Annotated in this window: 22 protein-coding genes and 1 pseudogene; 21 read left to right on the top strand and 2 right to left on the bottom strand. The window is 69.7% G+C overall.

Annotated elements, in window-relative coordinates; all coding sequences use genetic code 11:
* Positions 1 to 18: 18 nt before the first annotated feature.
* The 6 genes and pseudogenes from BLQ49_RS21855 to BLQ49_RS29140 all read left to right on the top strand — a co-directional run.
* Positions 19 to 1,896, top strand: coding sequence for a peptidoglycan D,D-transpeptidase FtsI family protein (locus tag BLQ49_RS21855; protein ID WP_425284025.1), 1,878 nt, complete (start codon positions 19 to 21; stop codon positions 1,894 to 1,896).
* Positions 1,897 to 1,906: 10 nt separating this feature from the next.
* The gene (locus tag BLQ49_RS21850) at positions 1,907 to 3,367 is read left to right on the top strand and encodes a UDP-N-acetylmuramoyl-L-alanyl-D-glutamate--2,6-diaminopimelate ligase (protein ID WP_091719598.1); all 1,461 of its coding nucleotides are present in this window, start codon (positions 1,907 to 1,909) and stop codon (positions 3,365 to 3,367) included.
* 17 nt (positions 3,368 to 3,384) lie between these two features.
* On the top strand, positions 3,385 to 4,836 hold the full coding sequence (locus BLQ49_RS21845) for a UDP-N-acetylmuramoylalanyl-D-glutamyl-2,6-diaminopimelate--D-alanyl-D-alanine ligase (RefSeq protein ID WP_425284022.1): 1,452 nt from the start codon (positions 3,385 to 3,387) through the stop codon (positions 4,834 to 4,836).
* 94 nt (positions 4,837 to 4,930) lie between these two features.
* Entirely contained in the window at positions 4,931 to 6,016 is a 1,086-nt protein-coding gene (gene mraY, locus BLQ49_RS21840) for a phospho-N-acetylmuramoyl-pentapeptide-transferase (RefSeq protein WP_091719594.1), read from the top strand.
* A 204-nt stretch (positions 6,017 to 6,220) separates the two neighbouring features.
* Positions 6,221 to 7,585 carry a UDP-N-acetylmuramoyl-L-alanine--D-glutamate ligase gene (gene murD / locus BLQ49_RS21835; protein ID WP_091719591.1) on the top strand — a complete coding sequence of 455 codons (1,365 nt, stop codon included), beginning with the start codon at positions 6,221 to 6,223 and terminating at the stop codon, positions 7,583 to 7,585.
* 274 nt (positions 7,586 to 7,859) lie between these two features.
* Positions 7,860 to 8,200: pseudogene (locus tag BLQ49_RS29140) on the top strand (ABC transporter permease subunit); the annotation flags it as partial.
* Positions 8,201 to 8,235: 35 nt separating this feature from the next.
* Here the strand turns inward: BLQ49_RS29140 and BLQ49_RS21825 are convergent.
* Entirely contained in the window at positions 8,236 to 9,711 is a 1,476-nt protein-coding gene (locus BLQ49_RS21825; protein ID WP_091719587.1) for a methyl-accepting chemotaxis protein, read from the bottom strand.
* Positions 9,712 to 9,966: 255 nt separating this feature from the next.
* Here BLQ49_RS21825 and BLQ49_RS21820 point away from each other — a divergent pair, with 255 nt between their 5' ends.
* The 15 genes from BLQ49_RS21820 (at position 9,967) to BLQ49_RS21750 (ending at position 25,579) form a co-directional block, all read left to right on the top strand.
* On the top strand, positions 9,967 to 11,133 hold the full coding sequence (locus tag BLQ49_RS21820; RefSeq protein ID WP_091719585.1) for an FtsW/RodA/SpoVE family cell cycle protein: 1,167 nt from the start codon (positions 9,967 to 9,969) through the stop codon (positions 11,131 to 11,133).
* The gene (gene murG, locus BLQ49_RS21815) at positions 11,130 to 12,239 is read left to right on the top strand and encodes an undecaprenyldiphospho-muramoylpentapeptide beta-N-acetylglucosaminyltransferase (RefSeq protein ID WP_091719583.1); all 1,110 of its coding nucleotides are present in this window, start codon (positions 11,130 to 11,132) and stop codon (positions 12,237 to 12,239) included. The genes BLQ49_RS21820 and murG overlap by 4 nt, the downstream gene beginning before the upstream one ends.
* Before the next feature lie 51 nt (positions 12,240 to 12,290).
* Complete coding sequence (gene murC, locus BLQ49_RS21810; RefSeq protein WP_091719581.1) at positions 12,291 to 13,697, top strand: UDP-N-acetylmuramate--L-alanine ligase; 1,407 nt, start codon at positions 12,291 to 12,293, stop codon at positions 13,695 to 13,697.
* 4 nt (positions 13,698 to 13,701) lie between these two features.
* Complete coding sequence (locus BLQ49_RS21805; RefSeq protein ID WP_091719732.1) at positions 13,702 to 14,241, top strand: endonuclease domain-containing protein; 540 nt, start codon at positions 13,702 to 13,704, stop codon at positions 14,239 to 14,241.
* On the top strand, positions 14,238 to 15,170 hold the full coding sequence (gene murB / locus BLQ49_RS21800; protein WP_091719579.1) for a UDP-N-acetylmuramate dehydrogenase: 933 nt from the start codon (positions 14,238 to 14,240) through the stop codon (positions 15,168 to 15,170). Before BLQ49_RS21805 ends, murB begins: the two co-directional genes overlap by 4 nt.
* Before the next feature lie 30 nt (positions 15,171 to 15,200).
* Positions 15,201 to 15,434 (top strand): AbrB/MazE/SpoVT family DNA-binding domain-containing protein, encoded by a 234-nt coding sequence (locus BLQ49_RS21795; RefSeq protein ID WP_091719577.1) that lies wholly within the window; start codon positions 15,201 to 15,203, stop codon positions 15,432 to 15,434.
* Positions 15,421 to 15,777, top strand: a complete 357-nt coding sequence (locus BLQ49_RS21790; RefSeq protein ID WP_091719575.1) for a type II toxin-antitoxin system PemK/MazF family toxin — start codon at positions 15,421 to 15,423, stop codon at positions 15,775 to 15,777. Before BLQ49_RS21795 ends, BLQ49_RS21790 begins: the two co-directional genes overlap by 14 nt.
* A 38-nt stretch (positions 15,778 to 15,815) precedes the next feature.
* Complete coding sequence (locus BLQ49_RS21785) at positions 15,816 to 16,739, top strand: D-alanine--D-alanine ligase (protein WP_091719573.1); 924 nt, start codon at positions 15,816 to 15,818, stop codon at positions 16,737 to 16,739.
* A complete protein-coding gene (locus tag BLQ49_RS21780; protein ID WP_091719571.1) occupies positions 16,706 to 17,647 on the top strand; it encodes a cell division protein FtsQ/DivIB in 942 nt (313 codons plus the stop codon). The genes BLQ49_RS21785 and BLQ49_RS21780 overlap by 34 nt, the downstream gene beginning before the upstream one ends.
* Positions 17,648 to 17,699: 52 nt before the next feature.
* Positions 17,700 to 19,022 carry a cell division protein FtsA gene (gene ftsA / locus BLQ49_RS21775; protein ID WP_091719569.1) on the top strand — a complete coding sequence of 441 codons (1,323 nt, stop codon included), beginning with the start codon at positions 17,700 to 17,702 and terminating at the stop codon, positions 19,020 to 19,022.
* A gap of 86 nt (positions 19,023 to 19,108) precedes the next feature.
* Positions 19,109 to 20,839, top strand: coding sequence for a cell division protein FtsZ (gene ftsZ, locus BLQ49_RS21770; RefSeq protein ID WP_091719567.1), 1,731 nt, complete (start codon positions 19,109 to 19,111; stop codon positions 20,837 to 20,839).
* A 438-nt stretch (positions 20,840 to 21,277) separates the two neighbouring features.
* Entirely contained in the window at positions 21,278 to 22,225 is a 948-nt protein-coding gene (gene lpxC, locus BLQ49_RS21765) for a UDP-3-O-acyl-N-acetylglucosamine deacetylase (RefSeq protein ID WP_091719564.1), read from the top strand.
* A gap of 190 nt (positions 22,226 to 22,415) precedes the next feature.
* Positions 22,416 to 23,297 (top strand): outer membrane protein assembly factor BamD, encoded by an 882-nt coding sequence (locus tag BLQ49_RS21760; protein ID WP_091719728.1) that lies wholly within the window; start codon positions 22,416 to 22,418, stop codon positions 23,295 to 23,297.
* Positions 23,298 to 23,574: 277 nt separating this feature from the next.
* Positions 23,575 to 25,248 (top strand): DNA repair protein RecN, encoded by a 1,674-nt coding sequence (recN, locus tag BLQ49_RS21755; RefSeq protein ID WP_091719562.1) that lies wholly within the window; start codon positions 23,575 to 23,577, stop codon positions 25,246 to 25,248.
* Positions 25,249 to 25,378: 130 nt separating this feature from the next.
* Positions 25,379 to 25,579, top strand: a complete 201-nt coding sequence (locus BLQ49_RS21750) for a hypothetical protein (RefSeq protein ID WP_091719560.1) — start codon at positions 25,379 to 25,381, stop codon at positions 25,577 to 25,579.
* A gap of 22 nt (positions 25,580 to 25,601) precedes the next feature.
* Here the strand turns inward: BLQ49_RS21750 and BLQ49_RS21745 are convergent, their stop codons facing one another.
* Positions 25,602 to 25,847 (bottom strand): hypothetical protein, encoded by a 246-nt coding sequence (locus tag BLQ49_RS21745; RefSeq protein WP_091719558.1) that lies wholly within the window; start codon positions 25,845 to 25,847, stop codon positions 25,602 to 25,604.
* Between the last annotated feature and the right edge of the window lie 76 nt (positions 25,848 to 25,923).

Genomic DNA, 25,923 nt, shown 5'->3' with positions numbered 1-25,923 from the left:
TCCGAAGACACCGATCAGATGCTTGATGCGGCGCCGGCGACCGAGACCGAGGTCCCGGAACACGAGGCCGCGCTGCTCGAAGCCGCCGCCCTGGCCCATGCCGCGATGGCGCCGCGCCCGATCCCCGAGGAGGCACTGCCGCCGGAGCCGCGGGCCGACCGCGCCAAGGCATTCCTGCGCAGCATGTTCCGGCTGGCTATCGAGCGGTCGCACATGCGCGTGGCCCTGGTCGGGCTGGTCTTCGTCGGGGTGTTCGGGACGATCTCGGCGAAGCTCCTGGCGATGGCGATCTTCGGCGACCCGCCGAGCCAGGAGCACCGGGTCGCGGCGGCCTCCTCGACGGCCTTCCGGCCCGACATCGTCGACCGCAACGGCGAGATCCTGGCGACCGACATCCGCACGGTCTCGGTCTTCGCCGAACCGGGCAACATCTACGACAAGGACGAGGCGGTCGAACTGCTCACCGCGGTGCTGCCGGAACTCAACGCCTCGGAGCTGCGCGCCAAGCTGTCCTCGCGCAAGGGCCGCAGCGGCGCGGGCTTCGTCTGGGTAAAGCGCGAGCTGACCCCGAAGCAGCAGGCCGAGGTCCACCGGCTCGGCATCCCTGGCATCGGCTTCCTGCCCGACCACAAGCGCGTCTATCCGAACGGCGTCGCGGCGGCCCACATCCTGGGCGCCACGAACCTCGACGGCATCGGCATCGCGGGCATCGAGAAGTACATCGACTCCACCGGCATTCAGGCGCTCAACAGCTTCGGCCTGATCAACAAGCAGGCCGACCTGAAGCCGGTGCAGCTCTCGATCGACCTGCGCGCCCAGTTCGCCGTGCGCGACGAGCTGGCCTGGGGCATCGACCACTTCAAGGCCAAGGCCGGCGCCTCGATGATCCTCGACGTGAAGACCGGCGAGGTCATCGCGCTGGTGTCGATGCCGGATTTCGACCCGAACGACCCGAAGGACGCGCTCTCGCCCGACCGGATCAACCGCATGAATGTCGGCGTCTACGAGATGGGCTCGACCTTCAAGGCGATGACCCTCGCCATGGCGCTCGAATCCGGCAAGTACAACGTCAACTCGACCTTCGACACCCGCGGCGGCGTGCTGAACTGGGGGCGCCAGAAGATCCACGAATATCACGGCACCAACCGCGTCATCACCATGCCGGAGGTGTTCACGCACTCCTCCAACATCGGCTCGGCCAAGATGGCGCTCGGCGTCGGCGTGCCCGGCCACAAGGCCTTTCTGCGGAAGATGGGCCTGCTCGACCGGCTGCGCACGGAGCTGCCCGAGAGCGCGGCGCCGATCGTTCCCTCCCGCTGGAGCGAGATCAACACGATCACCATCGCGTTCGGCCACGGCATCGCGGTGGCGCCAATTCAGGCCGCGATGGCGGTGGGCGCCATCGTCAACGGCGGCGACCTCATCACCCCGACCTTCCTCAAGACCACCCAAGATGACGCGAAGGCCAAGGCAGCGCACGTGCTCTCGGCCCAGACCTCCGAGGCGATGCGCTACATTATGCGGCTGAACGCCACCGAGGGCTCGGCCAAGAAGGCCGCGATCCCGTACTACTTCGTGGGCGGCAAGACTGGCACCGCCGAGAAGGTGATCGGCGGCCGCTACATCCACAACCGCCTGTTCACGACCTTCATGGCGGCGGCGCCGATGAACGACCCGAAGTACCTGTTCGTCACCATCATGGACGAGCCGCAGGGCCTGCCGGAATCCGGCGGCTACGCCACCGCGGCCTGGAACTCGGGCGTCGTCACCGGCAAGGTGATCGAGCGGGTGGCGCCGATCCTCGGCCTGCCGCCGCAATTCGAGCCGCCGGTGCGTCCGTTCCCGCAGATGGTCAAGCTCAACGCCTACCACGTCAACCAACTCGGCGGCCCGTGAGGGGGGTATCATGACCACCCGGCTCGCCGAACTCTTCCCCGAAGCCTCCGGCCCGGCCGCCGATCTGACGGTGACCGGCCTGACCGCCGACAGCCGGCAGGTCGCCACCGGCACGGTGTTCGTCGCCGTGCCGGGCACCAAGGCCGACGGGCGCCGCTTCGCCGCGCAAGCCGCCAATCGCGGCGCCGTGGCGGTGGCCGGGGAGGGGACGCGGCCCGCCGATCTGCCGGCGGCGGTGGCCTGGATCCCGGTGGCGGATGGCAGACGGGCCCTGGCGCTCGCCGCCGCGCGCTTCGCCGGATCGCAGCCGGAGACCGTGGTGGCGGTGACCGGCACCGCGGGCAAGAGTTCAGTGGCCGATTTCGTGCGCCAGATCCTGTCGCGCCTCGGCCGCGACGCGGCGAGCCTGGGCACGGTCGGGATCGTCACGAACCGTGGTGCGCAGTACGGCTCGCTGACCACACCGGATCCGGTGACGCTGCACGAGACCCTGGCGCGGCTCGCCCAGGAGGGCGTAACCGAGCTGGCCATGGAGGCGTCCTCGCACGGGATCGAGCAGCGCCGCCTCGACGGCGTGCGGCTCGTTGCGGCGGGCTTCACCAATCTCGGCCGGGACCATCTCGATTATCACGCGAGCATCGAAGACTATCTCGCGGCCAAGCTTCGGCTGTTCACCGATCTACTGCCGCCGGGCGGCCCGGCCGTCGTCAACGCCGACGGGGCCTATGCCGACCGGGTGATCGCCGCCGCAGAGGGTGCCGGGCGGCCCGTTCGCACGGTCGGGCGTGCCGGTCGGGACCTTCGGGTCGAGTCCGTCCGGATGGAGGGGTTCGCCCAGGCGGTCCGGCTCGTCGAGGGAAGACGCGTCCGCACATTGCGCCTGCCGCTGGTCGGGGAGTTCCAGGTCGAGAACGCCCTGGTGGCGGCCGGCCTCGCGCTGGCCACCCCAGCGGGCGCGGCCGATCCCGACGGCGTCTTCGCGGCCCTCGACCATCTCACAGGCGTGCCGGGCCGCATGGAGCGGATCGGCGAGGCCCGGGGCGGGCTCTGCCTCGTCGATTACGCGCACAAGCCCGAGGCGCTGGAAAGCGTGCTGACCGCGCTCCGGCCCTTCGCGACCGGCCGGCTGGTCGTGGTGTTCGGCTGCGGCGGTGACCGCGACCGGGGCAAGCGCCCGCTGATGGGCGCCATCGCGCGGCGCCTCGCCGACACGGTCATCGTCACCGACGACAACCCCCGGACCGAGGAGCCGGCCTCGATCCGCCGGGCAATCCTGGCGGCGGCCCCGGGCGCCGAGGAGATTGGCGACCGGGAGGCGGCGATCCGTACCGCCGTGCACCGGCTCGGGCCGGGCGATGTGCTGGTCGTAGCCGGCAAGGGTCATGAAACCGGCCAGATCGTGGGGGATCGAACCCTGCCGTTCTCGGATCACGCGGTCTTGCGCGCCGCCATCGCGGGGGCGGGCGCCTGACGGCGACGGGGGAGATGATGACCGCACTCTGGACCCGCGAGGAGCTTGAGGCCGCTACCGGCGGGCGCCTGACCGGCGCGGACCGCGAGATCGGCGGCGCCTCGATCGACACGCGCACCCTCGCGCCGGGCGACCTGTTCTTCGCCATCCGGGGCGAGGCGCGCGACGGCCACGACTTCGTCGCCGACGCCCTCGGGCGTGGGGCCGGCGCCGCGGTGGTGCGCGAGGATCGGGCCGAGGCGCTGGCCGCGCATGGCCCCCTGCTGGCGGTGCCGGAGGCCGGCGAGGATCCGGTGCTCACGGCGATGATCCGCCTCGGCGCGGCCGCCCGTGCGCGGACGAAGGCCCAGGTGGTGGCGGTGACGGGCTCGGTCGGCAAGACCGGCACCAAGGAGGCCTTGCGCCACGTCCTGTCGGAACAGGGCGAGACCCACGCCTCGGCGGCCTCCTACAACAACCACTGGGGCGTGCCGCTGACGCTCGCCCGGATGCCGGCTGCGACGCGCTACGGCATCTTCGAGATCGGCATGAACCACGGCGCCGAGATCGTGCCGCTCACCGCCCAGGTCCGGCCCGATATCGCGCTGATCACGACGATCGCGCCCGCCCATATCGAGCATTTCGCCTCGCTCGCCGCCATTGCGGACGCCAAGGGCGAGATCTTCTCCGGCCTTCAGCCCGGCGGCGTGGCGATCATCAACCGGGACGTTCCGCATTTCGACCGGCTCGTCGCCCACGCGCAGGCCTCTCGCGCCGGACGGATCGTCAGCTTCGGCGAGCACCCCGAGGCCGACGTCCGCGCCCAGCGGATCGTGCTGCGCCCCGATCTCTCGGTGGTGGACGCGGTGGTGATGGGTGAGCCCGTCACCTACAAGCTCGGCACCGCCGGGCGGCACACGGCGCTGAACTCGCTCGGCGTCATGGCGGTGATCCACGCGCTCGGCGCCGACCTCGCCCGGGCCGCCCTGGCGCTCGGCACGCTGTCCCCGCCGGTCGGGCGCGGGGCACGCACCGCTCTCGAGATCGACGGCGGCACCGCCTACCTTATCGACGAGAGCTACAACGCGAACCCGACCGCCGTCCGCGCCGCGCTCGCGACGCTGGCCGGCATCGAGACCGGCCCGCGCGGGCGCCGCATCGCAGTGCTCGGCGACATGCTGGAACTCGGCGCCGCCGCTCCCGATCTCCACCGCGGCCTTGCCGAAGCGATCGAGGCGGCGCGTATCGACCTCGTCTTCACGGCAGGCCCCCTGACGCGCCACCTGTTCGAGGCGCTGCCGGTGAGCCGCCGGGGCGGCGTCGCCGACACCGCCGCCGACCTGATCGAGCCGCTTGCCCGGATCCTGCGCCCCGGCGACGCCGTGATGATCAAGGGATCGAACGGCAGCCGCATGGGCCGGATTGTCGAGGCGCTGAAAGCCCGCTACGCGAACGACCCGGCGCGGCGCGCCCTCGCGACGGGTCCCTGATCCCGCGCCTGAGATGATCGACGCGGCCGAGCGTCCCGGACGTTCGATGCCGCCCCCTGAAACCCCCGCCTGAACGAAGGGGCCGAGCGCCCGGATGCTGTATCTTCTCTCGGAACTGAGCGGCAGCTTCACGCCGCTGAACGTGTTCCGCTACATCACCTTCCGCACCGGCGGCGCGCTGTTCACGGCGGGCCTGTTCGTGTTCTGGTTCGGACCCTGGATCATCTCGCTCCTGCGCATCCGCCAGGGCAAGGGCCAGCCGATCCGCGAGGACGGGCCGCAGACCCACCTGCTGACCAAGCGCGGCACGCCGACCATGGGCGGGTTGATGATCCTGGCCGGCGCCGTGGTGGCGATCCTGCTCTGGGCCAATCCCCGCAATCACTACGTCTGGATCACGCTGACCGTCACCCTCGGCTTCGGGGCGATCGGCTTCTACGACGACTACCTCAAGGTGACGAAGCAGTCGCACAAGGGCTTTTCCGGCAAGTTCCGTCTGGCCCTGGAGGCGACGATCGCCCTCGCGGCCTGCGTGACCATCGCGGTCTATTCCCCCGCGGCGCTGCAGAACCAGCTCGCCTTCCCGGTGTTCAAGGACGCGCTGCTGAACCTCGGCTGGTTCTACCCGCTGTTCGGCGCCTTCGTGATCGTCGGCGCCGGCAATTCCGTGAACATGACCGACGGACTCGACGGGCTGGCCATCGTGCCGGTGATGATCGCCTGCGGCACCTTCGGGTTCATCGCCTACCTCGTGGGCAACTCCTTCACGGCGAGCTACCTGCAGGTGAACTACGTCCGCGACACCGGCGAGCTCGCGGTGGTGTGCGGCGCGGTGATCGGGGCGGGCCTGGGCTTCCTGTGGTTCAATGCGCCCCCGGCCCAGATCTTCATGGGCGATACCGGCTCGCTCGCCCTCGGCGGCCTGCTCGGCACCATCGCGGTGGCGGCCAAGCACGAGATCGTCCTGGCGATCGTCGGCGGCCTGTTCGTGCTGGAGATGATGTCGGTCATCATCCAGGTTGCCTCGTTCAAGTTGACGGGCAAACGCGTCTTCCGAATGGCGCCGATCCACCACCATTTCGAGCAGAAGGGCTGGAAGGAGCCGCAGGTGGTGATCCGGTTCTGGATCATCGCGGTGATCCTGGCGATGGCCGGCCTGGCGACGCTGAAGCTGCGCTGAGAAAGTGTGGTAGAGAGCCGTCTTAAGTGGTTGATCCCACCCAGGTCCTCATCCTGAGGTGCCGTCGCGCCGAAGCGGCCTCGAAGGAGCCCTCCAGGGATCGTGCGCTGGCTGGAGGGCTCCTTCGCGGGCCGCCGACGCGGGCATCTCGGGATGAGGGGATTGGGTGGGCTCGGCCCGCCCCTTTCGCTTCCCGAGCTTCCCATGACGCCGATCACCACCTTCGCCGATCGTAAAGTCGCCCTGTTCGGGCTTGGCGGCTCCGGCCTCGCCACGGCCCAGGCGCTGAAGGCGGGCGGGGCGGACGTGCGGGCCTGGGACGATAGCGACGACAGCCGCGTCCGCGCGCAGGAGGCGGGGATCACGATTCAGGACCTGCGTGAGACCGATTGGTCGGACTTCACGGCCCTGGTGCTGAGTCCCGGCGTGCCCCTGACCCACCCCGAGCCACATTGGAGCGTCCGCCGCGCCCGGGATGCCGGCGTCGAAATCATCGGCGATATCGAGCTGTTCTGCCGCGAACGCCGGGCACAGGCCCCCGGGGCGCCGTTCGTGGCGATCACCGGGACCAACGGCAAGTCGACGACCACGGCGCTGATCGCCCACGTCCTCGCGCAAGGCGGCCGCGACGTTCAGATGGGCGGCAATATCGGCACCGCGATCCTGTCGCTGGAGCCGCCCGCAGAGGGGCGCGTCCACGTGATCGAGATGTCGTCGTTCCAGATCGATCTGACGCCGAGCCTGGACCCAAGCGTCGGCGTGCTGATGAACATCACCCCAGACCACCTCGACCGCCACGGCACGATGGAGCAGTACGCCGCCATCAAGGAGCGGCTGATTCGCGGGGCGGCCCTCGCTGTGGTCGGCGTCGACGATGCGCCAAGCCGCGCCATCGCCGACAGGCGCGGCACCGACATCGCGCGTGTGCACGTGCCCCAGGGCGACGTGCTGGCCACCGATGCCCTGACGGTGCGGGACGGGATCGTCCGCGAGCCGGACGGCACGCCGCTCGCCGACGTGAACGGGATCGGCTCGCTCAGGGGCGCCCATAACTGGCAGAACGCCGCGGTGGCGGTGGCAGTGGCGCGGGCGCTTGGCCTCTCCGGCGAGGCGATCCAGGCGGGGCTGAGCTCCTTCCCCGGCCTGCCGCACCGGATGGAGGAGGTCGGGCGGCGCGGCCCCGTGCTGTTCGTCAACGATTCGAAGGCGACCAACGCGGATTCCACCGAGAAGGCACTTCTGGCCTTCCGGGACATCCACTGGATCCTGGGCGGCAAGGCCAAGGACGGCGGCATCTTCCCGCTTGTGCCGTATTTCGAGCGCGTCGCCCACGCCTATCTGATCGGCGCGGCCTCGGACGCCTTCGCGGCGACCTTGGAAGGCGCGGTGCCCTACACACGCTGCGAGACGCTGGAGGTCGCGGTCCCGAAGGCCGCCGAGAACGCCGCCACCTCGGGCGCCCCCGAGCCGGTGGTTCTGCTCTCGCCGGCCTGCGCCTCCTACGACCAGTTCCCGAACTTCGAGGTGCGCGGCAACCGGTTCCGCGAGCTGGTGCAGGCGCTAGGGTAACGCGCCCCACCTGATTCGCGGGGGCGATTGCCCCGGTCGCGCGTGAGAAACGGTTGCCGCAGCCGACCCATGGGCGGTTCGTGGCCGAAACGACCTTCCCTCTGATCGGACTTCAGAGGGCGAACCCCCGCGCGACCCCGCGCCGACCGTCGACGCCTTGTTGGCCTCCACCCGGTTCGCGCCTCCAATCCCGGGGGTTTCTCAGAACCTTCGCGGCGCTCGTTGCCAAGCAGAATGCGTCGTTCCGTACCGGCCAGGCCATCCAACCTGGGCGATCAGTCTGTCGGCGCAGGCGGGCCTGCGTGGGCTGCCGACCGAGCGCATCGACGCGGGCCTGTCGCTCGGCGGAACCCGCCCCAAGTGTCGCGCACCGTGGTCCTGCCGGGTGCCCTGCCGGAGATCCTGACTGGGCTGCGCATCGCCATGAGCGTCAGCTGGGCGACGCTCATGGCCGCCGTAGTCATCGCGGCGACCCGCGGCAGCGGCGTCATGATCATGTCCGCCGCCCAGTTCCTGGCGACAGACGTGGTCTTCCTCGGGATCGATGTCATCGCCGCCTGCGCCCTGGCGTTCTCATCACACCTGCGGCGGCGCGAGCGTCGGCTCGTGCCCTGGTGGGAGCACGGCAAGATCATCGCCCCGAGGGGCCTTCAGCGCGCCAGGACCTTGGCGGCCTCGCGGGTGGTCCCCACCGCGTGCGAGACGCCCGCCACCGATTGCACGATCGCGCCGATATTCCCCGTGATCGCCGTGACCGCTCCGGAGGCGCTCTGCATGTTCTCGGCGAGATCGCGCGTCACCGCGCTCTGCTCCTCGATAGCTGCGGCCGTCGCCACGACGGTCTCGCGCATCACCGAGACCGAACTGCCGATCAAGCCCAGCGCCTCCACCACTTCCTGCGAGACCCGCTGGACGCTGGCAATTTCGCCGTTGATCTGCCCGGTGGCGCGCGCCGCCTGATCGGCCAGCGCCTTCACCTCGGAGGCCACCACCGCGAAGCCGCGGCCGGCCTCGCCGGCACGCGCCGCCTCGATCGTGGCGTTGAGTGCCAGGAGGTTGATCTGGCCGGCGATGTTCTGGATCAGGCCGACGATGCTGGTCATCGCGGTCGCGGTGTCGGCGAGCCGTTTGGTGTGGGCATCCGCATCCTGGACGCAGGCATAGGCGGTGTCGGTGGCGCCCTGGGAGCGCACGATGCTCTGGGACATCTCGGCCACGGACGCCGCCAGCTCCTCGGCGGCCGCTGCCACGGTCTGGACGTTGCCGGCGGTCGAATCCGCCGCCGAGGAAGCCAGCGCGGCCGCCTTCGTCGAGTGTGACACCGCCTGCTCGATCTCGCCGAAGTTCTGGTCGATGAGCGTGCGCAGGTTGGCGAGCAGATGGACCTGATCGCTGATGTCGGTGGCGAACTTAATCACCTTGTAGGGCCGCCCGCCGGCATCCAGGATCGGGTTGTAGGAGGCCTGGATCCAGACCTCGCGGCCGCCCTTGCCGATCCGCCGGAACTGCGCCGCTTGGTATGTGCCGCCGCGCAGGGCCGCCCAAAACGCGCGATAGGCCTCGCTGTCGCGGGTGGCGGGTTCGACGAACAGGCTGTGATGCCGCCCGACGATCTCCTCGCGGGCGTAGCCCATCGCGAGAAGGAAGTTGTCGTTCGCCTCAAGCACCGTGCCGTCGAGGTCGAAGGCGATCACCGCCTGAACCTTGTCGATGGCGGCGATCTGGCCGGCGCGGTCGGCCTCCTCGGTCCGCTGCCGCGTGATATCGGTGGCGAACTTCACCACCTTGTAGGGCCGTCCGCGGGTATCGAGCATCGGGTTGTAGGAGGCCTGAATCCAGATCGGGCGGCCGCCGCGGCCCACCCGCTGGAACTGGCCGGACTCGAAGGCGCCGGTGCGCAGGCGCTCCCAGAATGCGCGATACGGCTCCGAATCGCGTTGCGCCGAATCCATGAACAGGCTGTGGTGCTGGCCGACGATCTCGGGCAGCGTATAGCCGACGACATCGAGGAAATTCTGGTTCGCCGAGAGGATCCGCCCGGTAAGATCGAACTCGATCACACCCTGGACGCGGTCGAGGGCTGCGAGCTTGGCCTGGGCTTCACGGCTATTCTGTCTGGCGAACATGGCGTGTCGGCTTCCGCTTGACGGATCGGCAGCGTCGCGCGTCGAGCCGCCGGATCGATGCATCCGGAGGTTGCAACACTGAAATTAACATAGCGTATCCTCATATAAGTATTGGAGGATTGATGACCGTATATCCGTCAGCTGCCGGGCCGCAGCAGATGGCCGGCGCCATAAGCCTCCGTTTACCATTCCTGCACAGGATCCGGCCCGACCCGCGCGGACCGGAATCCGCGCGGCCTGGAGTCGTTGCCCGGCATGATGTCACGCGCCGAACGCACCCCGCTGACCGATTGGTGGTGGACCGTGGACCGCGGCCTGCTCGCGGCCCTGTTCGCGTTGATGGTCGCGGGCCTCGTCTTCCTGATGGGCGGCGGCCCCCCGGTCGCCGAGCGGATCGGCCTGCCGACCTTCTACTTCCTGAACCGGCAGGCGATGTACCTCGCGCCGACCATCCTGCTGATCTGCGCGGTGTCGTTCCTGTCCCTGCGCGGGGTCCGGCGGCTGGCGCTGGTCACCTGGATCTGCGGCGTCGCGCTCTGCCTCCTCGCCGGCAAGTTCGGCCCGGAGATCAAGGGCGCGCATCGCTGGATCCAGTTCGGACCGATCGGCCTTCAGCCCTCCGAATTCGTGAAGCCGGCCTTCGTGGTGGTGGCCGCCTGGGCCTTCTCGGAGGGCGCGCAACGCCGCGACATGCCGGGCGGCATTCTGGCGCTGCTGCTGCTGCCGATCACCATCGTGCCGCTTCTGCTCCAGCCCGATTTCGGCCAGACCATGCTGATCACCATGGTGTGGTGCGCGCTGTTCTTCGTCGCCGGCCTGCACCTGATCTGGGTGGCTCTGCTCGGCGTGCTCGGGCTTGGCGGCGTGTTCGCGGCCTACCTGTTCTTCCACCACGTCCGCGAGCGCTTCAACAAATTCCTCGACCGGGATTCCGGCGGCGGGTTCCAGGACTTCTGGTCCCGGGAATCGTTCCGCTCGGGGGGCTGGTTCGGCACCGGACCGGGGGAGGGGGTAGCCAAGCGCCACCTGCCGGATGCACATACCGACTTCATCTTCTCGGTCACCGGCGAGGAATTCGGCGTCATCGTGTGCCTGTGCCTCGTGGCCCTGTTCGCCTTCATCGTGCTGCGTGGACTCAAGCTCGCCCGGCGCACCGACGACACCTTCTCGCGGCTGGCGATCACCGGCCTGACCACGCTCTTCGGATTGCAGGCCTGCATCAACATGGCGGTGAACACCCAGCTCATGCCGGCCAAGGGCATGACCCTGCCGTTCATCTCCTTCGGCGGTTCGTCGATGATCTCGCTGGCGCTCGGCACGGGCTTCCTCGTCGCCCTGACCCGCAAGCGACCGCGCAGCGTGCTGCTCAGCCAGAAGCCCCCCGGAACCGCGCCCGCCACTGTCGCCGGGATGATGCAGTGACCGTCTTCACCCCCACGATCCTGCTCAGCGCGGGCGGCACCGGCGGCCACCTGTTCCCGGCCGAGAGCCTCGCCCACGCGCTGCGGGCCCGGGGTATCCGGGTGGCGCTCGCCACCGACGCCCGCGTCGACGCGATCGCCTCCGAGTTCCCGGCCTCCGAGGTGATCACCATCGCGTCGGCGACGCCGTCGGGCCGCTCACCGTTGAAGCGGGCCGGCGCCGTGCTGACGCTGGGCCGCGGCTTCGGGGTCGCCGCGAAGGAGATCCGGCGGATCAACCCGGCCGCCATCGTGGGTTTCGGCGGTTACCCGACCGTGCCTCCGGTCCTGGCCGGCCAGATCCTGCGCGTGCCCACGATCCTCCACGAGCAGAACGCCGTGATGGGCCGGGCCAACGCCTTCCTGGCCCGCGGCGCCCGCACGATCGCCACCGGCTTCAAGGTGGTGCGCGGCGTGCCCGACAAGGCAAAAGCCCCGCGCATCCATACTGGCAACCCGCTGCGCCCGGCCGTCATCGAGGCGGCGAAGATCCCGTTCCCGCCCTTCGGCGACGGTGATGCCCTGCGGCTGCTGGTGTTCGGCGGCAGCCAGGGTGCCCGGGTGATGGGCGAGGTCGTGCCGGAGGCGATCGCCCGCCTACCCGATGCCCTGCGCGCCCGGCTGCACCTCGTCCAGCAGGTCCGATCCGAGGACCTGACGGCGGTACAGAACCGCTACCTCGCGATGGGGCTTGCCGGGCTGGAGGCGGCGCCGTTCTTCAAGGATCTGCCCGCTCGGATGGCCGCGAGCCACCTCGTGATCGGCCGCTCGGGCGCCTCGACGGTCTCGGAACTGGCGGCGATCGGCCGACCGGCGATCCTCGTGCCGCTGCCGGGCTCCCTCGATCAGGACCAGGCCGCCAACGCCGCGACCCTCGACGCGATCGGCGCGGCTCTGGCGATCAAGCAATCGGACTTCACCCCGGATCGCCTCGCCGCGGAGCTTACCGCCTGCTTCGCGACGCCGGCAAAATTGACCGCGGCGGCCGATGCAGCCAGAAGCGCGGGCATCCATGACGCCGCCGAAAGGCTGGCCGATGTCGTCATCGAGACGGCCGCCCGCACCTGAATTCTTGAGGGATTCCGAAACCGGCGATCCCGCCACCAGACGGTTCGACCCATGAAGCTGCCCGACAAGCTCGGCCCCATCCACTTCATCGGCATCGGCGGCATCGGCATGTCCGGGATCGCCGAGGTGATGCACAATCTCGGCTACACGGTGCAGGGCTCGGACGCCTCCGACAACGCCAACGTCCGGCGGCTTGCCGAGAAGGGCATGCGCACCTTCGTGGGCCACAACGCCGACAACGTCGCGGAGGCGGCCCTCGTGGTCGTTTCCACGGCGATCCGGCGCGACAATCCCGAGTTGCAGGCAGCCCGGGAGCGCCGCCTCCCCGTGGTCCGCCGGGCCGAGATGCTGGCCGAGTTGATGCGGTTCAAGTCCTGCGTCGCCATCGCGGGCACGCACGGCAAGACCACGACCACCTCCCTGGTCGCCACACTCCTCGATGCCGGCAACCTCGATCCGACGGTGATCAACGGCGGCATCATCAATGCCTACGGCACAAACGCCCGGATGGGCGAGGGCGACTGGATGGTGGTGGAGGCCGACGAGTCCGACGGCACCTTCCTCAAGCTGCCCGCCGACGTAGCGATCGTCACCAATATCGATCCCGAGCATCTCGACCATTTCGGCTCGTTCGAGGCGGTCAAGGACGCGTTCCGGCGCTTCATCGACAACATCCCGTTCTACGGGTTTGCCGTGATGTGCACCGATCACCCGGTCGTGCAGGACCTCGTCGGCCATATCGAGGACCGGCGGATCATCACCTACGGCGAGAACCCGCAGGCCGACGTGCGCCTGATCGACGTGGATCTCCGCGGGGGCCAGAGCCGCTTCCGGGTGATGATCCGCGACCGTCGCCCCGGCTACCGGATGGAGATGGAGGATCTCGTCCTGCCCATGCCGGGCAAGCACAACGCCCTCAACGCCACGGCGGCGCTGGCGGTGGCGCACGAACTCGGCGTGAAGCCGGAGGCGATCCGCAATGCGCTGGCGGGCTTCGGCGGCGTGAAGCGGCGCTTCACCCGCACCGGCGAATGGAACGGCGCGACGATCTTCGACGATTACGGGCACCATCCGGTGGAGATCAAGGCGGTGCTCAAGGCCGCCCGCGCTTCGACCGAGCACGGGGTGATCGCGGTGGTGCAGCCGCACCGCTACACGCGGCTGCAATCGCTGTTCGACGATTTCTGCACCTGCTTCAACGACGCCGACACGGTGATCGTCGCCCCGGTCTACGCGGCCGGCGAGCAGCCGATCGAGGGGTTCGACCGCGACAGCCTCGTGGCGGGCCTGCGCTCCCGCGGCCACCGGGACGCCCGGGCGCTGGAGCGACCGGAGGAGCTGGCCGGCATCATCGGGGAGCTGGCGAAGCCAGGGGATTACGTGGTGTGCCTCGGCGCCGGCACGATCACCCAATGGGCCTACGCACTGCCGGATGAGCTCGCCGCGCGGGGACGGTGAGGGGATGCGCGAGGCCGATACGGAACGGAGTCGTTTCCGGCGGGGCCTGCGCGAGTCACAGACCGAAGCGGAACGCCGTCTCTGGTATCGTGTGCGCGACCGGCGTCTGGCCGGGTTCAAGTTCGTCCGTCAGGAGTCGATCGGCCGCTACGTCGCGGATTTCTGCTGCCGGGAGGGCCGCCTCATCATCGAGCTGGATGGCGGCCAGCACGCCGAGAGCGAACACGATCGCGTTCGCGACGCGTGGCTGGCCGTGCAGGGCTATCGCATCCTGCGCTTCTGGAACGCCGAGGTCGCGGACAACATCGTCGGTGTGATGGACACTATCCTGGCCGTGCTTCCTCCCTCTCCCCGCACGCGGGGAGAGGGCCGCGACGACCCTGTCGTCGGCGCGGCGAGCCCGAAGGGCGAAGGTGAGGGGGCGGCTCCGGTCGAGGCATATCCGGAGCCGCCCCCTCACCCTCGGCTGCCGCCTCGCTCCGGCGACGACAAGGTCGCCGGAGCCCTCTCCCCGCAAGCGGGGCGAGGGGAGAAACACCTATGACCGCATCCCTCCACGACCGCATCCGCGCCGCGGCGCCAGACCTCCGCGGGCGCCTGCTCGCCGACCAGCCGCTCGCCGACCTCACGTGGTTCCGCGTCGGCGGCCCAGCCGAGGTGCTGTTCACCCCGGCCGACGACGAGGATCTCGCCCGCCTCCTCGCCGCCCTCGAACCGGACGTGCCGGTGACGGTGATCGGGCTTGGCTCCAACCTGATCGTCCGCGACGGCGGCGTGCCGGGCGTTGTGATCCGCCTGGGCGGAAAAGCTTTCGGCAGCATTGCGGTCGATGGTGAGACCCTGGCGGTCGGCACCGCCGTGCCCGACATGCGCCTCGCCAAGGCCGCCGCCGAGGCCGGGCTCGACGGGCTCGCCTTCTACCGCGGCATCCCGGGATCCATCGGCGGCGCGCTGCGCATGAATGCGGGTGCCCATGGCGGCGAGACCACCGACGTGCTGATCGAGGCAAGCGGCATCGATCGCCGGGGCGCGCGGCGCACCTTCAGCCACGCCGAGATGGGCTTCTCCTACCGCCATTCGGGCGCGCCGGAGGATGTGATCTTCACCCGCGCCCTGTTCCGCGGGAAGCCCGGCGATCGTGCCGCCATCGAGGCCGAGATGGAGCGGGTCACCGCCGCCCGAGAGGCGGCCCAGCCGATCCGCGAGCGCACCGGCGGATCGACCTTCGCCAACCCGGAGGGCGGCAAGGCGTGGCAGCTCATCGACGCCGCCGGCTGCCGTGGGCTGACGCGCGGCGGGGCGCAGGTCAGCGCGATGCACTGCAACTTCCTGATCAACACCGGCACCGCCACCGCGGCCGATATCGAAGGTCTCGGCGAGGAAGTCCGCCGCCGAGTGCGGGAGACCAGTGGCGTCGAGCTGCGTTGGGAGATCCGCAGGATCGGAGTTGGCTCGCTGCCCGTAAGCCAGTAAGATGTAAGCCAATCGAGAGGGCTCTGGTGCATGCCAGATCGGGCTTCCACGACCGCCTATTCAAAAGTCTCGGTCAAAAGCCAGACGGTCCTGCCGCCGGAGGTGCGCGAGCACCTGTCCATTCGGCCCGGTGATCGTCTTCGCTACCGGATCACGCCGGACGGCATCCGGATCGACAAGGCGCCGCCGGAGGGCGAGGACCCGTTCGTGGCCTTCACGGAATGGGCCGGCCCAATCGACGATGAAGACTATGCCGACCTCTGAGCCGCCGGATCTGCCGGCCGGGGCGGTCGTGGTCGTGCCCTTCCCGTATTCGGACCGTCTTGCCGAGAAGCGGAGACCCGCTGTCGTGGTGTCGGGCGCGGCCGTCGCCGCGGTCGGCTACGTATGGATCGCGATGATCACGAGTGCCCGCAATGCGCGGGTCGGGGGCGATGTGCCGATCGAGGATTTCCGATCCGCCGGCCTCGGTGTCGCCTCCGTCGTCCGCCCGCTCAAGATCGCCTGCATTGAGCCAACCCGGATCCTGCGCCGCATTGGGACGCTGCCAACCGACACGGCCGCGCAGGTTTACGCCACGATCCAAAGCCTGATCGGCCCGGCCTGAGCCGATCGTCCAGCCACCGTCCCGCCCCGGAGTCCACCATGTCCAAGCACATCGCCGTCCTCCTGGGCGGCACCTCCGCCGAGCGCGAGGTCTCGCTCAACTCGGGCAAGGCCTGCGCGGACGCCCTGGAAGGGGAGGGTTACCGGGTCACCCGCGTCGATGTCGGGCCCGACATCGCCTCCGTGCTGAGTGCGCTCCGACCGGACGTGGCCTTCAATGCGCTCCATGGCCCGGACGGAGAGGACGGCACGATTCAGGGCCTGCTGGAGATCCTGAAGATCCCCTACAGCCATTCCGGCGTCCTCGCCTCGGCGCTCGCGATGAACAAGGACAAGGCCAAGATGGTGATGCGCGCCGCTGGCATCGACGTGCCGGAGGGCCGGATCGTTAACCGTCGTGAGGCCGCCAGGACACACGCCCTGCCGCCACCCTACGTGGTGAAACCCAACGCGGAGGGCTCATCGATGGGGGTGATCATCGTGCGCGACGGCCGCTCGCACCCGCCCCAGATCCTCGGCACGGAGGACTGGGCCTACGGCGAGCAAGTCCTTGTCGAACCTTACATAGCTGGCCGCGAACTCACCTGCGGCGTGATGGGCGACAAGGCCCTCGGGGTCATCGAGGTGAAGGCCACGACGGGCGAGTGGTACGACTACGACGCGAAGTACGCCCCCGGCGGCTCGCTGCACGTGCTGCCGGCCGAACTTAAACCAAATGTTTACCAGCGTGTCCAAGAACTGGCGTTAACGGCGCATCAAGCACTGGGCTGCCGGGGCGTCAGCCGTGCCGACCTTCGATTCGACGATACGCCAGGTGGAACCGGGCGGCTCGTGGTCCTCGAGGTCAACACGCAACCCGGCATGACCCAGACGAGCCTTGTGCCGGATATGGCGGCCCATGCGGGCCTGAGTTTCGGTGAGCTCGTCCGATGGATGGTGGAGGACGCTTCCCTGAATCGCTGAGCGGCGACGCCGCCGGCCGGAGCGGTCCCGCGCGTCTCGCCGGGGCCGTGATGGCTCGGCTTCCGTCCCGATCGCTCTCGGTTCGCCGCACGCGCTCCGGCCAGCGCCTGGGCGCACGCTTGTCCCGCGGCACCGGAACGGTTGCCGTCTCCATGACCTTTGCCGCCTTTGCGCTGGCCGGCTTCGTGGCGAGCGGGCGTTACGACGCCTTCGTGGCCGAGCAGGGTCGCCCCCTCGACATCGCCGCGCGGGTTCTCGGCTTCGGCGTCGAGCGCGTGACCATCTCGGGCATCTCCCGAATGTATGAGCGCGAGGTCCTGGCCGCCGCCGGCATCGACTGGCGCTCCTCGGTGCCGTTCCTCGACGTTAACGCCGTGCGCGAGAAGCTGCTGCGCGTGCCGCTGATCGCCCAGGCCTCGGTGCGCAAGATCTACCCGAACGAGATCGCCATCACCCAGGTGGAGCGCGAGCCCGCCGCCCTCTGGCAGAAGAACGGCGAGCTCAGCGTCATCGCGGCCGACGGCACCGTCATCGACGCCATGCGGGACGACCGCTACGCCAGCCTGCCCCTGGTGGTCGGCGAGGACGCCAACACCAAGCTGCCCGAATACCTCGCCCTGATCGCCGCCGCCGGCCCGCTGGCCGACCGAATCAAGGCCGGCACCTACGTTTCCGGCCGGCGCTGGACCCTCAAGCTCGACGGCGTCGACGTGCGCCTGCCCGAGGTCGATCCGGCCGCCGCGCTCGCCCGCCTCGTCCGGTTCGAGCGCGAGGCCGGCCTCCTGGAGAAGGACATCATCGCGGTGGACCTGCGCATGCCGGACCGCCTCGTGGTGCGCCTGACCGAGGAGGCGGCCGCCGCCCGTGCGGAGGCCCAGAAGGCGAAGAAGAAGGGCGCGGCCAGCTGATGACCTCGACCAAGACCTCCGCCCGTCCCGCTCTCCGCGTCCGGTAGCGTCAATGCACAGCCACCACGGCCTCACGCCGCGCCTGAAGCCGCTCTCGGCCCGACGCTCGACCACCCTCTCGGTGCTCGACATCGGCACCAGCAAGGTCGTCTGCCTCATCGCAGAGCTGCAGCCCGCCGAGGCGCTGACCACGCTGCGGGGCCGCACGCACCTCGCGCGCATCATCGGCATCGGCCATCAGCGCTCCCTCGGGCTGAAGGGCGGCGCCATCGTGGATCTCGCCGCCGCCGAGGGGGCGATCCGTCAGGCGGTCCACGCCGCCGAGCGGATGGCGAAGGTCGAGGTCCAGTCGGTCATCGTCAACATGTCGGGCGGCCGGCTCGCCTCACAGCATTTCCAGGCGCGGGTGAACGTCCGCTCCGGCACCGTCACGGGCAGCGATGTCGAGCGGGTGCTGGAGACCGCGAGCGCCCACGGCGTCAGCCCCGGCCGCGCCGTGCTGCACGCCCTGCCGACCGGTTACGCCCTCGACGGGCAGGGCGCCGTCATCGACCCGTCGGGCATGATCGGCGAGGCGCTGAGCGTCGATCTGCACGTGGTCACCAGCGAGCTGGCGGCCGCCCGCAACGTCATGCTGGCGGTCGAGCATTGCCACCTCGGGGTCGAGGCGGTGATCGCCACGCCCTACGCGGCAGGGCTGTCCGCACTCGTCGATGACGAGGCCGAGATGGGCGTCTGCGTCGTCGACATGGGCGGCGGCACGACGAGCGTCGGCGTGTTCTCCGGCGGCCACCTCGTCCATGTGGATGCGGTCGCGGTCGGCGGCCATCACGTCACCATGGATATCGCCCGCGGCCTCTCCACCCGCATGGCGGCGGCCGAACGGCTGAAGACCCTCTACGGCTCGGCCCTGTCCACGCCCTCCGACGAGCGGGACATGATCGCGGTCCATGGGGTGGGCGAGGACGAGGGCGAGGCCCCAGCCCACATCCCGCGCTCGCAGCTCGTGCGGATCATCAAGCCCCGGGTCGAGGAGGTGATCGAGCTGGTGCGCGATCGGCTGCGCGAGGCGGGCTTCGCCGCGCAGGCCGGCCGGCGGGTGGTGCTCACCGGCGGCGCCAGCCAGCTCGTCGGCCTGCCGGAGGTCGCCCGGCGCGTCCTCCAGGGCCAGGTGCGGATCGGCCGCCCCCTCGGGATCCGGGGCCTGCCGGAAGCCGCCAAGGGTCCGGCCTTCTCGGCGGCGGTCGGCCTGCTGGTCTACCCGCAGGTGGCTCATGCCGAGCATTTCGAGCCGCGGGGGCACGGCGCCTTCGCGGCTACGGGAACCGACAACTACCTGAACCGGGTCGGCCGCTGGCTCCGGGACAGCTTCTAGGTTTCGCCCCGCCCCACGGGCGGATTGAAGAGAATCCGGCGCCCCGGCGTCGCACGGACAGCACAGTTAGCGAGAGGCTCGACACCATGGCCATCACCCTCCAGGCGCCGGACATCCGGGAACTGAAGCCCCGCATCACCGTCTTCGGCGTGGGCGGCGCCGGCGGCAACGCCGTCAACAACATGATCGAGTCGGGCCTGCTGGGCTGCGAGTTCGTCGTCGCCAACACCGACGCGCAGGCGCTCACCTCCTCGAAGGCCGAGCGGGTGATCCAGATGGGCCTGGGCGTCACCCAGGGCCTCGGCGCCGGCTCGCACCCGGAGGTCGGCTCGGCCGCCGCCGACGAGGTGATCGACGAGATCCGCGACCAGCTCTCGGGTGCCCACATGTGCTTCATCACCGCCGGCATGGGCGGCGGCACCGGCACCGGCGCCGCGCCGGTCATCGCCCGGGCGGCCCGCGACATGGGCATCCTGACGGTCGGCGTCGTGACCAAGCCGTTCCAGTTCGAGGGCGTCCGCCGGATGCGCACCGCCGAGTCCGGCATCCAGGAGTTGCAGGCCGCGGTCGACACCCTGATCGTGATCCCGAACCAGAACCTGTTCCGGGTCGCCAACGAGAAGACCACCTTCGCGGATGCCTTCGCGATGGCCGACCAGGTGCTGTACTCGGGCGTCGCCTGCATCACCGACCTGATGGTGAAGGAGGGTCTCATCAACCTCGACTTCGCCGACGTGCGGGCGATCATGCGCGGCATGGGCAAGGCCATGATGGGCACCGGCGAGGCCTCGGGCGAGAAGCGCGCCAACCGCGCCGCGGAAGCCGCCATCGCCAACCCGCTCCTCGACGACGTGTCGATGAAGGGCGCCCGCGGCTTGCTGATCTCGATCACCGGCGGCTCGGACCTGACCCTGTACGAGCTCGACGAGGCCGCCACTCGCATCCGCGAGGAGGTCGATCAGGACGCCAACATCATCCTGGGCGCCACCTTCGACGAGAGCCTGGACGGCATCATCCGCGTGTCTGTGGTCGCCACCGGCATCGAGCCGGCCCTGATCGCGGCGAATTCGCCCAACAACCCGGCGATGGCCGAGACCGAGCAGCGCATCGCCGAGGTTGCCGAGCGCCTGCGCGCCGAGGCGCGCTCGCGCGCCGCCTCGCCGGTGCCGAGCATCCGCACCGAGTCGGTCGCCCCGGCGCCCGCTCCGGCCCCCGCCGCGCCGCAGCCGGCCCCCGAGATGCGCCCCGAGATGCCGGTCAGCCGGGAGCCCGCCGCTCCGGTGAGCCGCGACGATGTCGTGCTCGCCCCGGTCCAGCCCCGGGCTGCCGCCCCGTTCGTCCCGCCGCCCGCGCCGCTGCCGGCCGAGCCCGCGCCGCAGCTTCAGGCCGGCCCGTTCGTGCCGCCGCGTCCGGCAGCCCCGGGCGGCACGCCGCTCGCCCGGGCCCCGCGGATGCCGCAGATCCACGAGCTGCCGCCGATCGCCCAGAACCAGATCCTGGCGAACCGCGCCGCCGAGGAGGCCGCTCCGGAATCCAAGCGGACTTCGCTGCTGCGGCGGCTTGCCACGGTCGGCTTCGGCGGTCGTCGCGACGAGGTCGAGGGCGCTGCCCCCGCGGTCAGGTCCGCGGCGCCGCAGCCCCAGATGGCGCAGTCGCACATTCCCCCGGCCCCGCGCGCCCCGGCGGCCCCCGCGGTCCCGCAATATCGCCCGGCGCAGGGTCATCTCGACCCCCAGGGTCGGATGGCGCCCCAGCCACGCATGATGGATGACGACCAGCTGGAAATCCCGGCTTTCCTCCGTCGCCAGGCGAACTGAAGAACCGCGCACCTCGGTGAAGGGGGCCAGGGCCGGCGGGCGACCGCCGGCCCTTCGCGTCGTTGTTTGCAACTTCAGGTTCAACCCCGAATCTGGCGCGGTCGCTGTCTCACCTGCGTTGGGTGTGTGAAGTGGGGATGCGTGGTGCATCTGCGACACAGATTAGCCGCCGCTTAGTCGCGCGTTAACCACTTTTTAAGTCATTGATCACACAGCATTTTGCGTCTGCCAGACCAGAAGCGTGTCTGTAACAGAGCGTAAGAATCCGTGATTTGGCTGCCCTGTGCGGTGCAGCTATAGAAGCACCGAGACCGACGAGACATGCATCGGGATACAACCTGATCGCGTGAGCAGGGGCATCAAGCAGCGGACGGATCAGTCAGTTTTTGCCATTCCCGGTCGGAATGGCGGAACCTGATCGCGGCCGGGGGCTAAGGAATGCGAACGCTGAAACAGACGACCCTCAAAGGGCCGGCGACTCTTTCGGGCATCGGAGTCCATTCCGGGAACCCTGCCGAGATCACCCTCCGGCCCGCACCCGCCAATCACGGCATCGCTTTCCTCCGCACCGGCACTCCCCTCGGCAACGACCGCCTGATCAAGGCGCATCATGCCCTCGTCTCCGCCACCGAGCTCTGCACCGTCCTGGGGGATGTCGAGACCGGCGCGGTGGCCACCGTCGAACATCTGATGTCCGCCCTCTTCGGCCTGGGCGTCGACAACGCGCTGATCGAGATCGACGGGCCCGAGATGCCCATCCTCGACGGCTCCGCGCTCCCCTTCGTACAGGCGATCGACCAGGTCGGGATCGCCACCTGCGATACGCCCCGGCGCTGGCTGAAGGTTCTGCGCCACGTCCGCATCGAGACAGGCAGCGCCTTCGCGGAACTCCGGCCGATCGACCGGGGCTTCCGTCTCGATGTCGAGATCGACTTCGAGAGCCCGGTGATCGGCCGCTCGCGCAAGGCGATGGACCTGTCCCCCGCCGCTTATCGCCGCGAGATCGCCGGCGCCCGCACCTTCGGGATGATGCGCGACGTGGAGCGCTACTGGAAAGCGGGCTTCGCCCTCGGCGCCTCCCTGGAGAACACGGTGGCGGTTGGCGAAAGCGCGGTGGTCAATCCCGAGGGGCTGCGCTTCCCGGACGAGTTCGTCCGCCACAAGATCCTCGACGCGATCGGCGACCTCGCCCTGGCCGGCCTGCCGATCCAGGGGGCCTACCGGTCCTATTGCGGCGGCCATCGAATGAATGTCGGCATCCTCTCCGCGCTCCTGGCCGACCGGTCCAACTACGCCGTCGTCGAAGCGCAGGGCTCGCGGCGCGAGACCGTCCTCTCGGAACTCGGCGTCGGGTTGGGACTCGCCGCCTTCGCGGGCGACCTCTGACGATCAACCTGTGGTCTGCGAGCCACACTCGTCAACCGATCCCGGCCGCCGCAGCCTTGCCGCTTTCGTGCCCGAATCAAAGGTCACGGTTTAACGGTCCGTGAACGGCGGGCACGGCCCGGCGGGCCGGATCCACGCACGCGATGGCATGACGGCGCGGGATGGCGCCGCTTCCGGGAAAGAGCGCCAGATGCCTGTCACCATTCGTCATCGCCGGGCGGTCGCCTTCGCGGCACCCCTCGTGGCCGTCCTCGGCCTGGGCCTCGGCGGCTGCGACTTCGATCCGACCAATCTCTTCGCCGAGAAGTACAAGCCCGAGGTCGTCCCGGACATCCCGGCCGACAAGCTCTACAGCGATGGCTTGGCCAAGCTCGAGGACAGCGACTACGAGGGCGCCGTCAAGAAGTTCGACAGCCTCGACAAGCAGTACCAATATTCCGAGTGGTCCCGGAAGGCGCTGCTGATGACAGCCTACGCCAATTACGAGGGCCAGAAGTACGACGACGCGATCAGCGCCTCGAAGCGCTACCTGCAGCGGCACCCGGCCAGCAAGGACGCGGCCTACGCGCAGTACCTGATGGCGATGTCGAACTATAAGCAGATCCCGGACGTGACCCGCGATCAGGAGCGCTCCGAGAAGGCGCTGGTCGCCCTTCAGGAACTGGTCCAGAAGTATCCGACCTCGGAATATGCCGCCGACGCCAAGGCGAAGATCCAGATCACCCGCGACCAGCTCGCCGGCAAGGAGATGGAGGTCGGGCGCTTCTACCTGGAACGGCGGAACTTCCCGGCCGCGATCAACCGCTTCCGCGATGTGGTCTCCAAGTATCAGACCACCCGCCACGCCGAGGAGGCGCTGGAGCGCCTGACGGAGGCCTACTGGGCGCTCGGCATCACCCAGGAGGCGCAGAACTCCGCGGCGGTGCTCGGCCACAACTTCCCGGAGAGCCCCTGGTACAAGGATGCGCACGCGCTGCTCGCCCAGAACGGCCTTGAGCCGCGCGAGGAGAAGAGCTCGTTCCTGTCGAAGATCTACCGCACGGTCGCAGGCAAGACCGCCTCGGCCGAGTAAGTTTGCGCCGGGCTTGCGATTCCGGGTTTCCCAAGGGCTACGGCCCTCGGGCGGGTGCTCAGGGCAGAGCCCTGAGATCTTGACGAGGGCTTTGCCCTCGACCTGCGAAAGGTCTTGCCCTTTCGAAACCCTGACTTGATCGGTCGGCTGCCGCAGACACATTGAGGCCCGGAGCGCCCGCTCCGGGCCTTTCCCGTTGTGCGGCGCATTTTTGGGGTGAATCGCCGCCGCGACGGCCTTATGTCTGCGGTCCCTTCCTGAGGAATGCCCCCGCCGCATGCTGGCGCAGCTCGCGATCCGCGACATCGTTCTGATCGACCGCCTCGAACTGAACTTCCGATCCGGGCTCAGCGTCCTGACCGGGGAGACGGGCGCGGGCAAATCGATCCTGCTCGACGCCTTCGCCCTGGCGCTGGGTGGACGCGGCGACGGCCGCCTCGTCCGGCATGGCGAGACGCAGGGCGTCGTCACGGCGGTGTTCGATCTGCCCCTGGACCATCCGGCCCGCCGGATCGCCACCGAAGCCGAGATCGACACCGAGGGCGACCTGATCCTGCGGCGGACCCAGATGGCGGATGGCCGGACCCGCGCCTTCGTCAACGACCAGCCGGTGGGCGTCCAGGTCCTGCGGGCGATCGGCGCCGCCCTGGTGGAGATTCACGGACAGCACGACGACCGGGCGCTCGCCGACCCGGCCTCGCACCGGGCGATCCTCGATGCCTTCGGGGGTCTTCAGGGCCAGCTCGCCAAGGTCGCGGCGGCGTCCCGCGCGGTCCGCACCGCGCGCTCCGACCTGGCCGAGCGGCGCGCACGCGTGGAGGCGGCCCGCAAGGAGGCCGACTTCCTGCGCCATGCCGTTGAGGAGTTGGCGCAGCTCGCCCCCCAGCCCGGCGAAGAAGCGCAGCTCGCCGAGCGCCGCAGCATCATGCAGCAGTCGGAGAAGGTGGCGCGCGAGCTCAACGAGGCGCTGGAGGCGGTGGGCGGCCCCCATTCCGGGATGCCCCATATCTCCGCCGCCCTGCGCAAGCTGGAGCGTCGCGCGTCGCAGCTCCCCGCCCTCGTTGATCCCTGCGTCAACGCCCTCGACGCCGCGATCGTGGCCCTCGAGGAGGCCCGCGCCGTCCTCGACGCGGCGGTGGCGGAGACCGAGTTCGACCCGCGGGACCTGGAGCGGGTGGAGGAGCGGCTCTTCGCGTTGCGGGCGGCCTCGCGCAAATACGACATCCCGGCCGACGAACTGGCCGCGCTCGCCGAGCGCTATGCCGGCGACGTGGCGGCGATCGATGCCGGCGAAGCAGCCCTGGCGGGCCTGGAACAGGCCCTCGCCGCAGCGGAAGCCAATTACGCCGAGGCGGCCGAGAAGCTCAGTGCCGGCCGCCGCCGGGCCGCCAAGCAGCTCGATGCCGCCGTGAAGGCTGAATTGCCGCCTCTGAAGCTGGAGCGCGCCCGGTTCATCACCGAGATCGTCACCGACCCCGAGTCGCGCGATCCGGCCGGCACCGACCGGGTTGAGTTCTGGGCGCAGACCAATCCCGGCACGAAACCCGGCCCGATGATGAAGGTCGCCTCCGGCGGCGAGTTGTCACGGTTCATGCTCGCGCTCAAGGTGGTGCTGGCCGACAAGGGCTCCGCCCCGACCCTGATCTTCGACGAGATCGATACGGGTGTCGGCGGCGCGGTGGCCGACGCCATCGGCCTGCGCCTGGCCCGGCTGGCCGCGACCGTACAAGTTGTGGCCGTCACCCATGCACCGCAGGTCGCCGCCCGCGCCGAGACCCATTTCCTCATCGCGAAGGCGCCGGTGAAGGGGGCGGGCCGGGTCGCGACACGCGTCGCGAGCCTTCCCGTGGCGGAGCGCCGGGAGGAGATCGCACGGATGCTCGCTGGCGCCACCGTGACCGATGAAGCCCGCGCGGCGGCGGCGCGTCTACTCCAGGGCGCCGACAGCTAGGCGCTCGCGTAAGGTGACAGGTAACCTTAACCGTGGGTTGACGGTAACGTTTTATTAACCATTCCTGGCGAGAGTATCGACATCCCGGCACCGCAGCGGGTTCAGGGCGGTCGATGGGCGGGAGGGAGCCATGAAGCGGTCAGACGTCGAGTCCGAGGCGCTTTTGGGTGCGGGCGAACCGCTGAAGCGCGCGATCGACACGCGCCAGCTCGGCCTTTCCCTCCGTACGGTCTACGAGGGCAGCGTCGATACGCAGCCGATCACCGACATCCACGTGGAACTGCTCCTGCGCCTGCGCCAGAAGGAGCGGGAGCTCCGCCGGGCCAACTGAGTCGACACGGCCGCGCGGCGACTCACCAGCGGCGCGCCCCCGGCCTCCGGCGATATTCCGCGGCCCGGATCAAGGTCAGAACCCGGTCGAGATTGACGAGCAGCTCGGCTTCTTCGCGCCGCGCCGCCGCGCTCGCCGCGGGATCGCTGCTGAACTTCTGACGCGCCTGAGCCAGGGCCAGGGCACGCTCCACGGCTTCCCGCTCGGCATGCAGCGCCAGCCAGCCCGGATCCGCCTCGATCGCTGAATCGGCCCCTTCGCCCTCCACGGTTCCAACGTCCTTTCCGTGCCGTTACCGGTAGGAACGCACGAGACCGGTGAACCGTGCCACGGGGACTGCGGCG

It is taken from the genome of Methylobacterium phyllostachyos (assembly GCF_900103445.1).
Lineage (GTDB): Bacteria > Pseudomonadota > Alphaproteobacteria > Rhizobiales > Beijerinckiaceae > Methylobacterium > Methylobacterium phyllostachyos.
The sequence above is the reverse complement of the archived record's forward strand: the minus strand, read 5'-3'. Positions and strand labels throughout refer to the sequence as shown.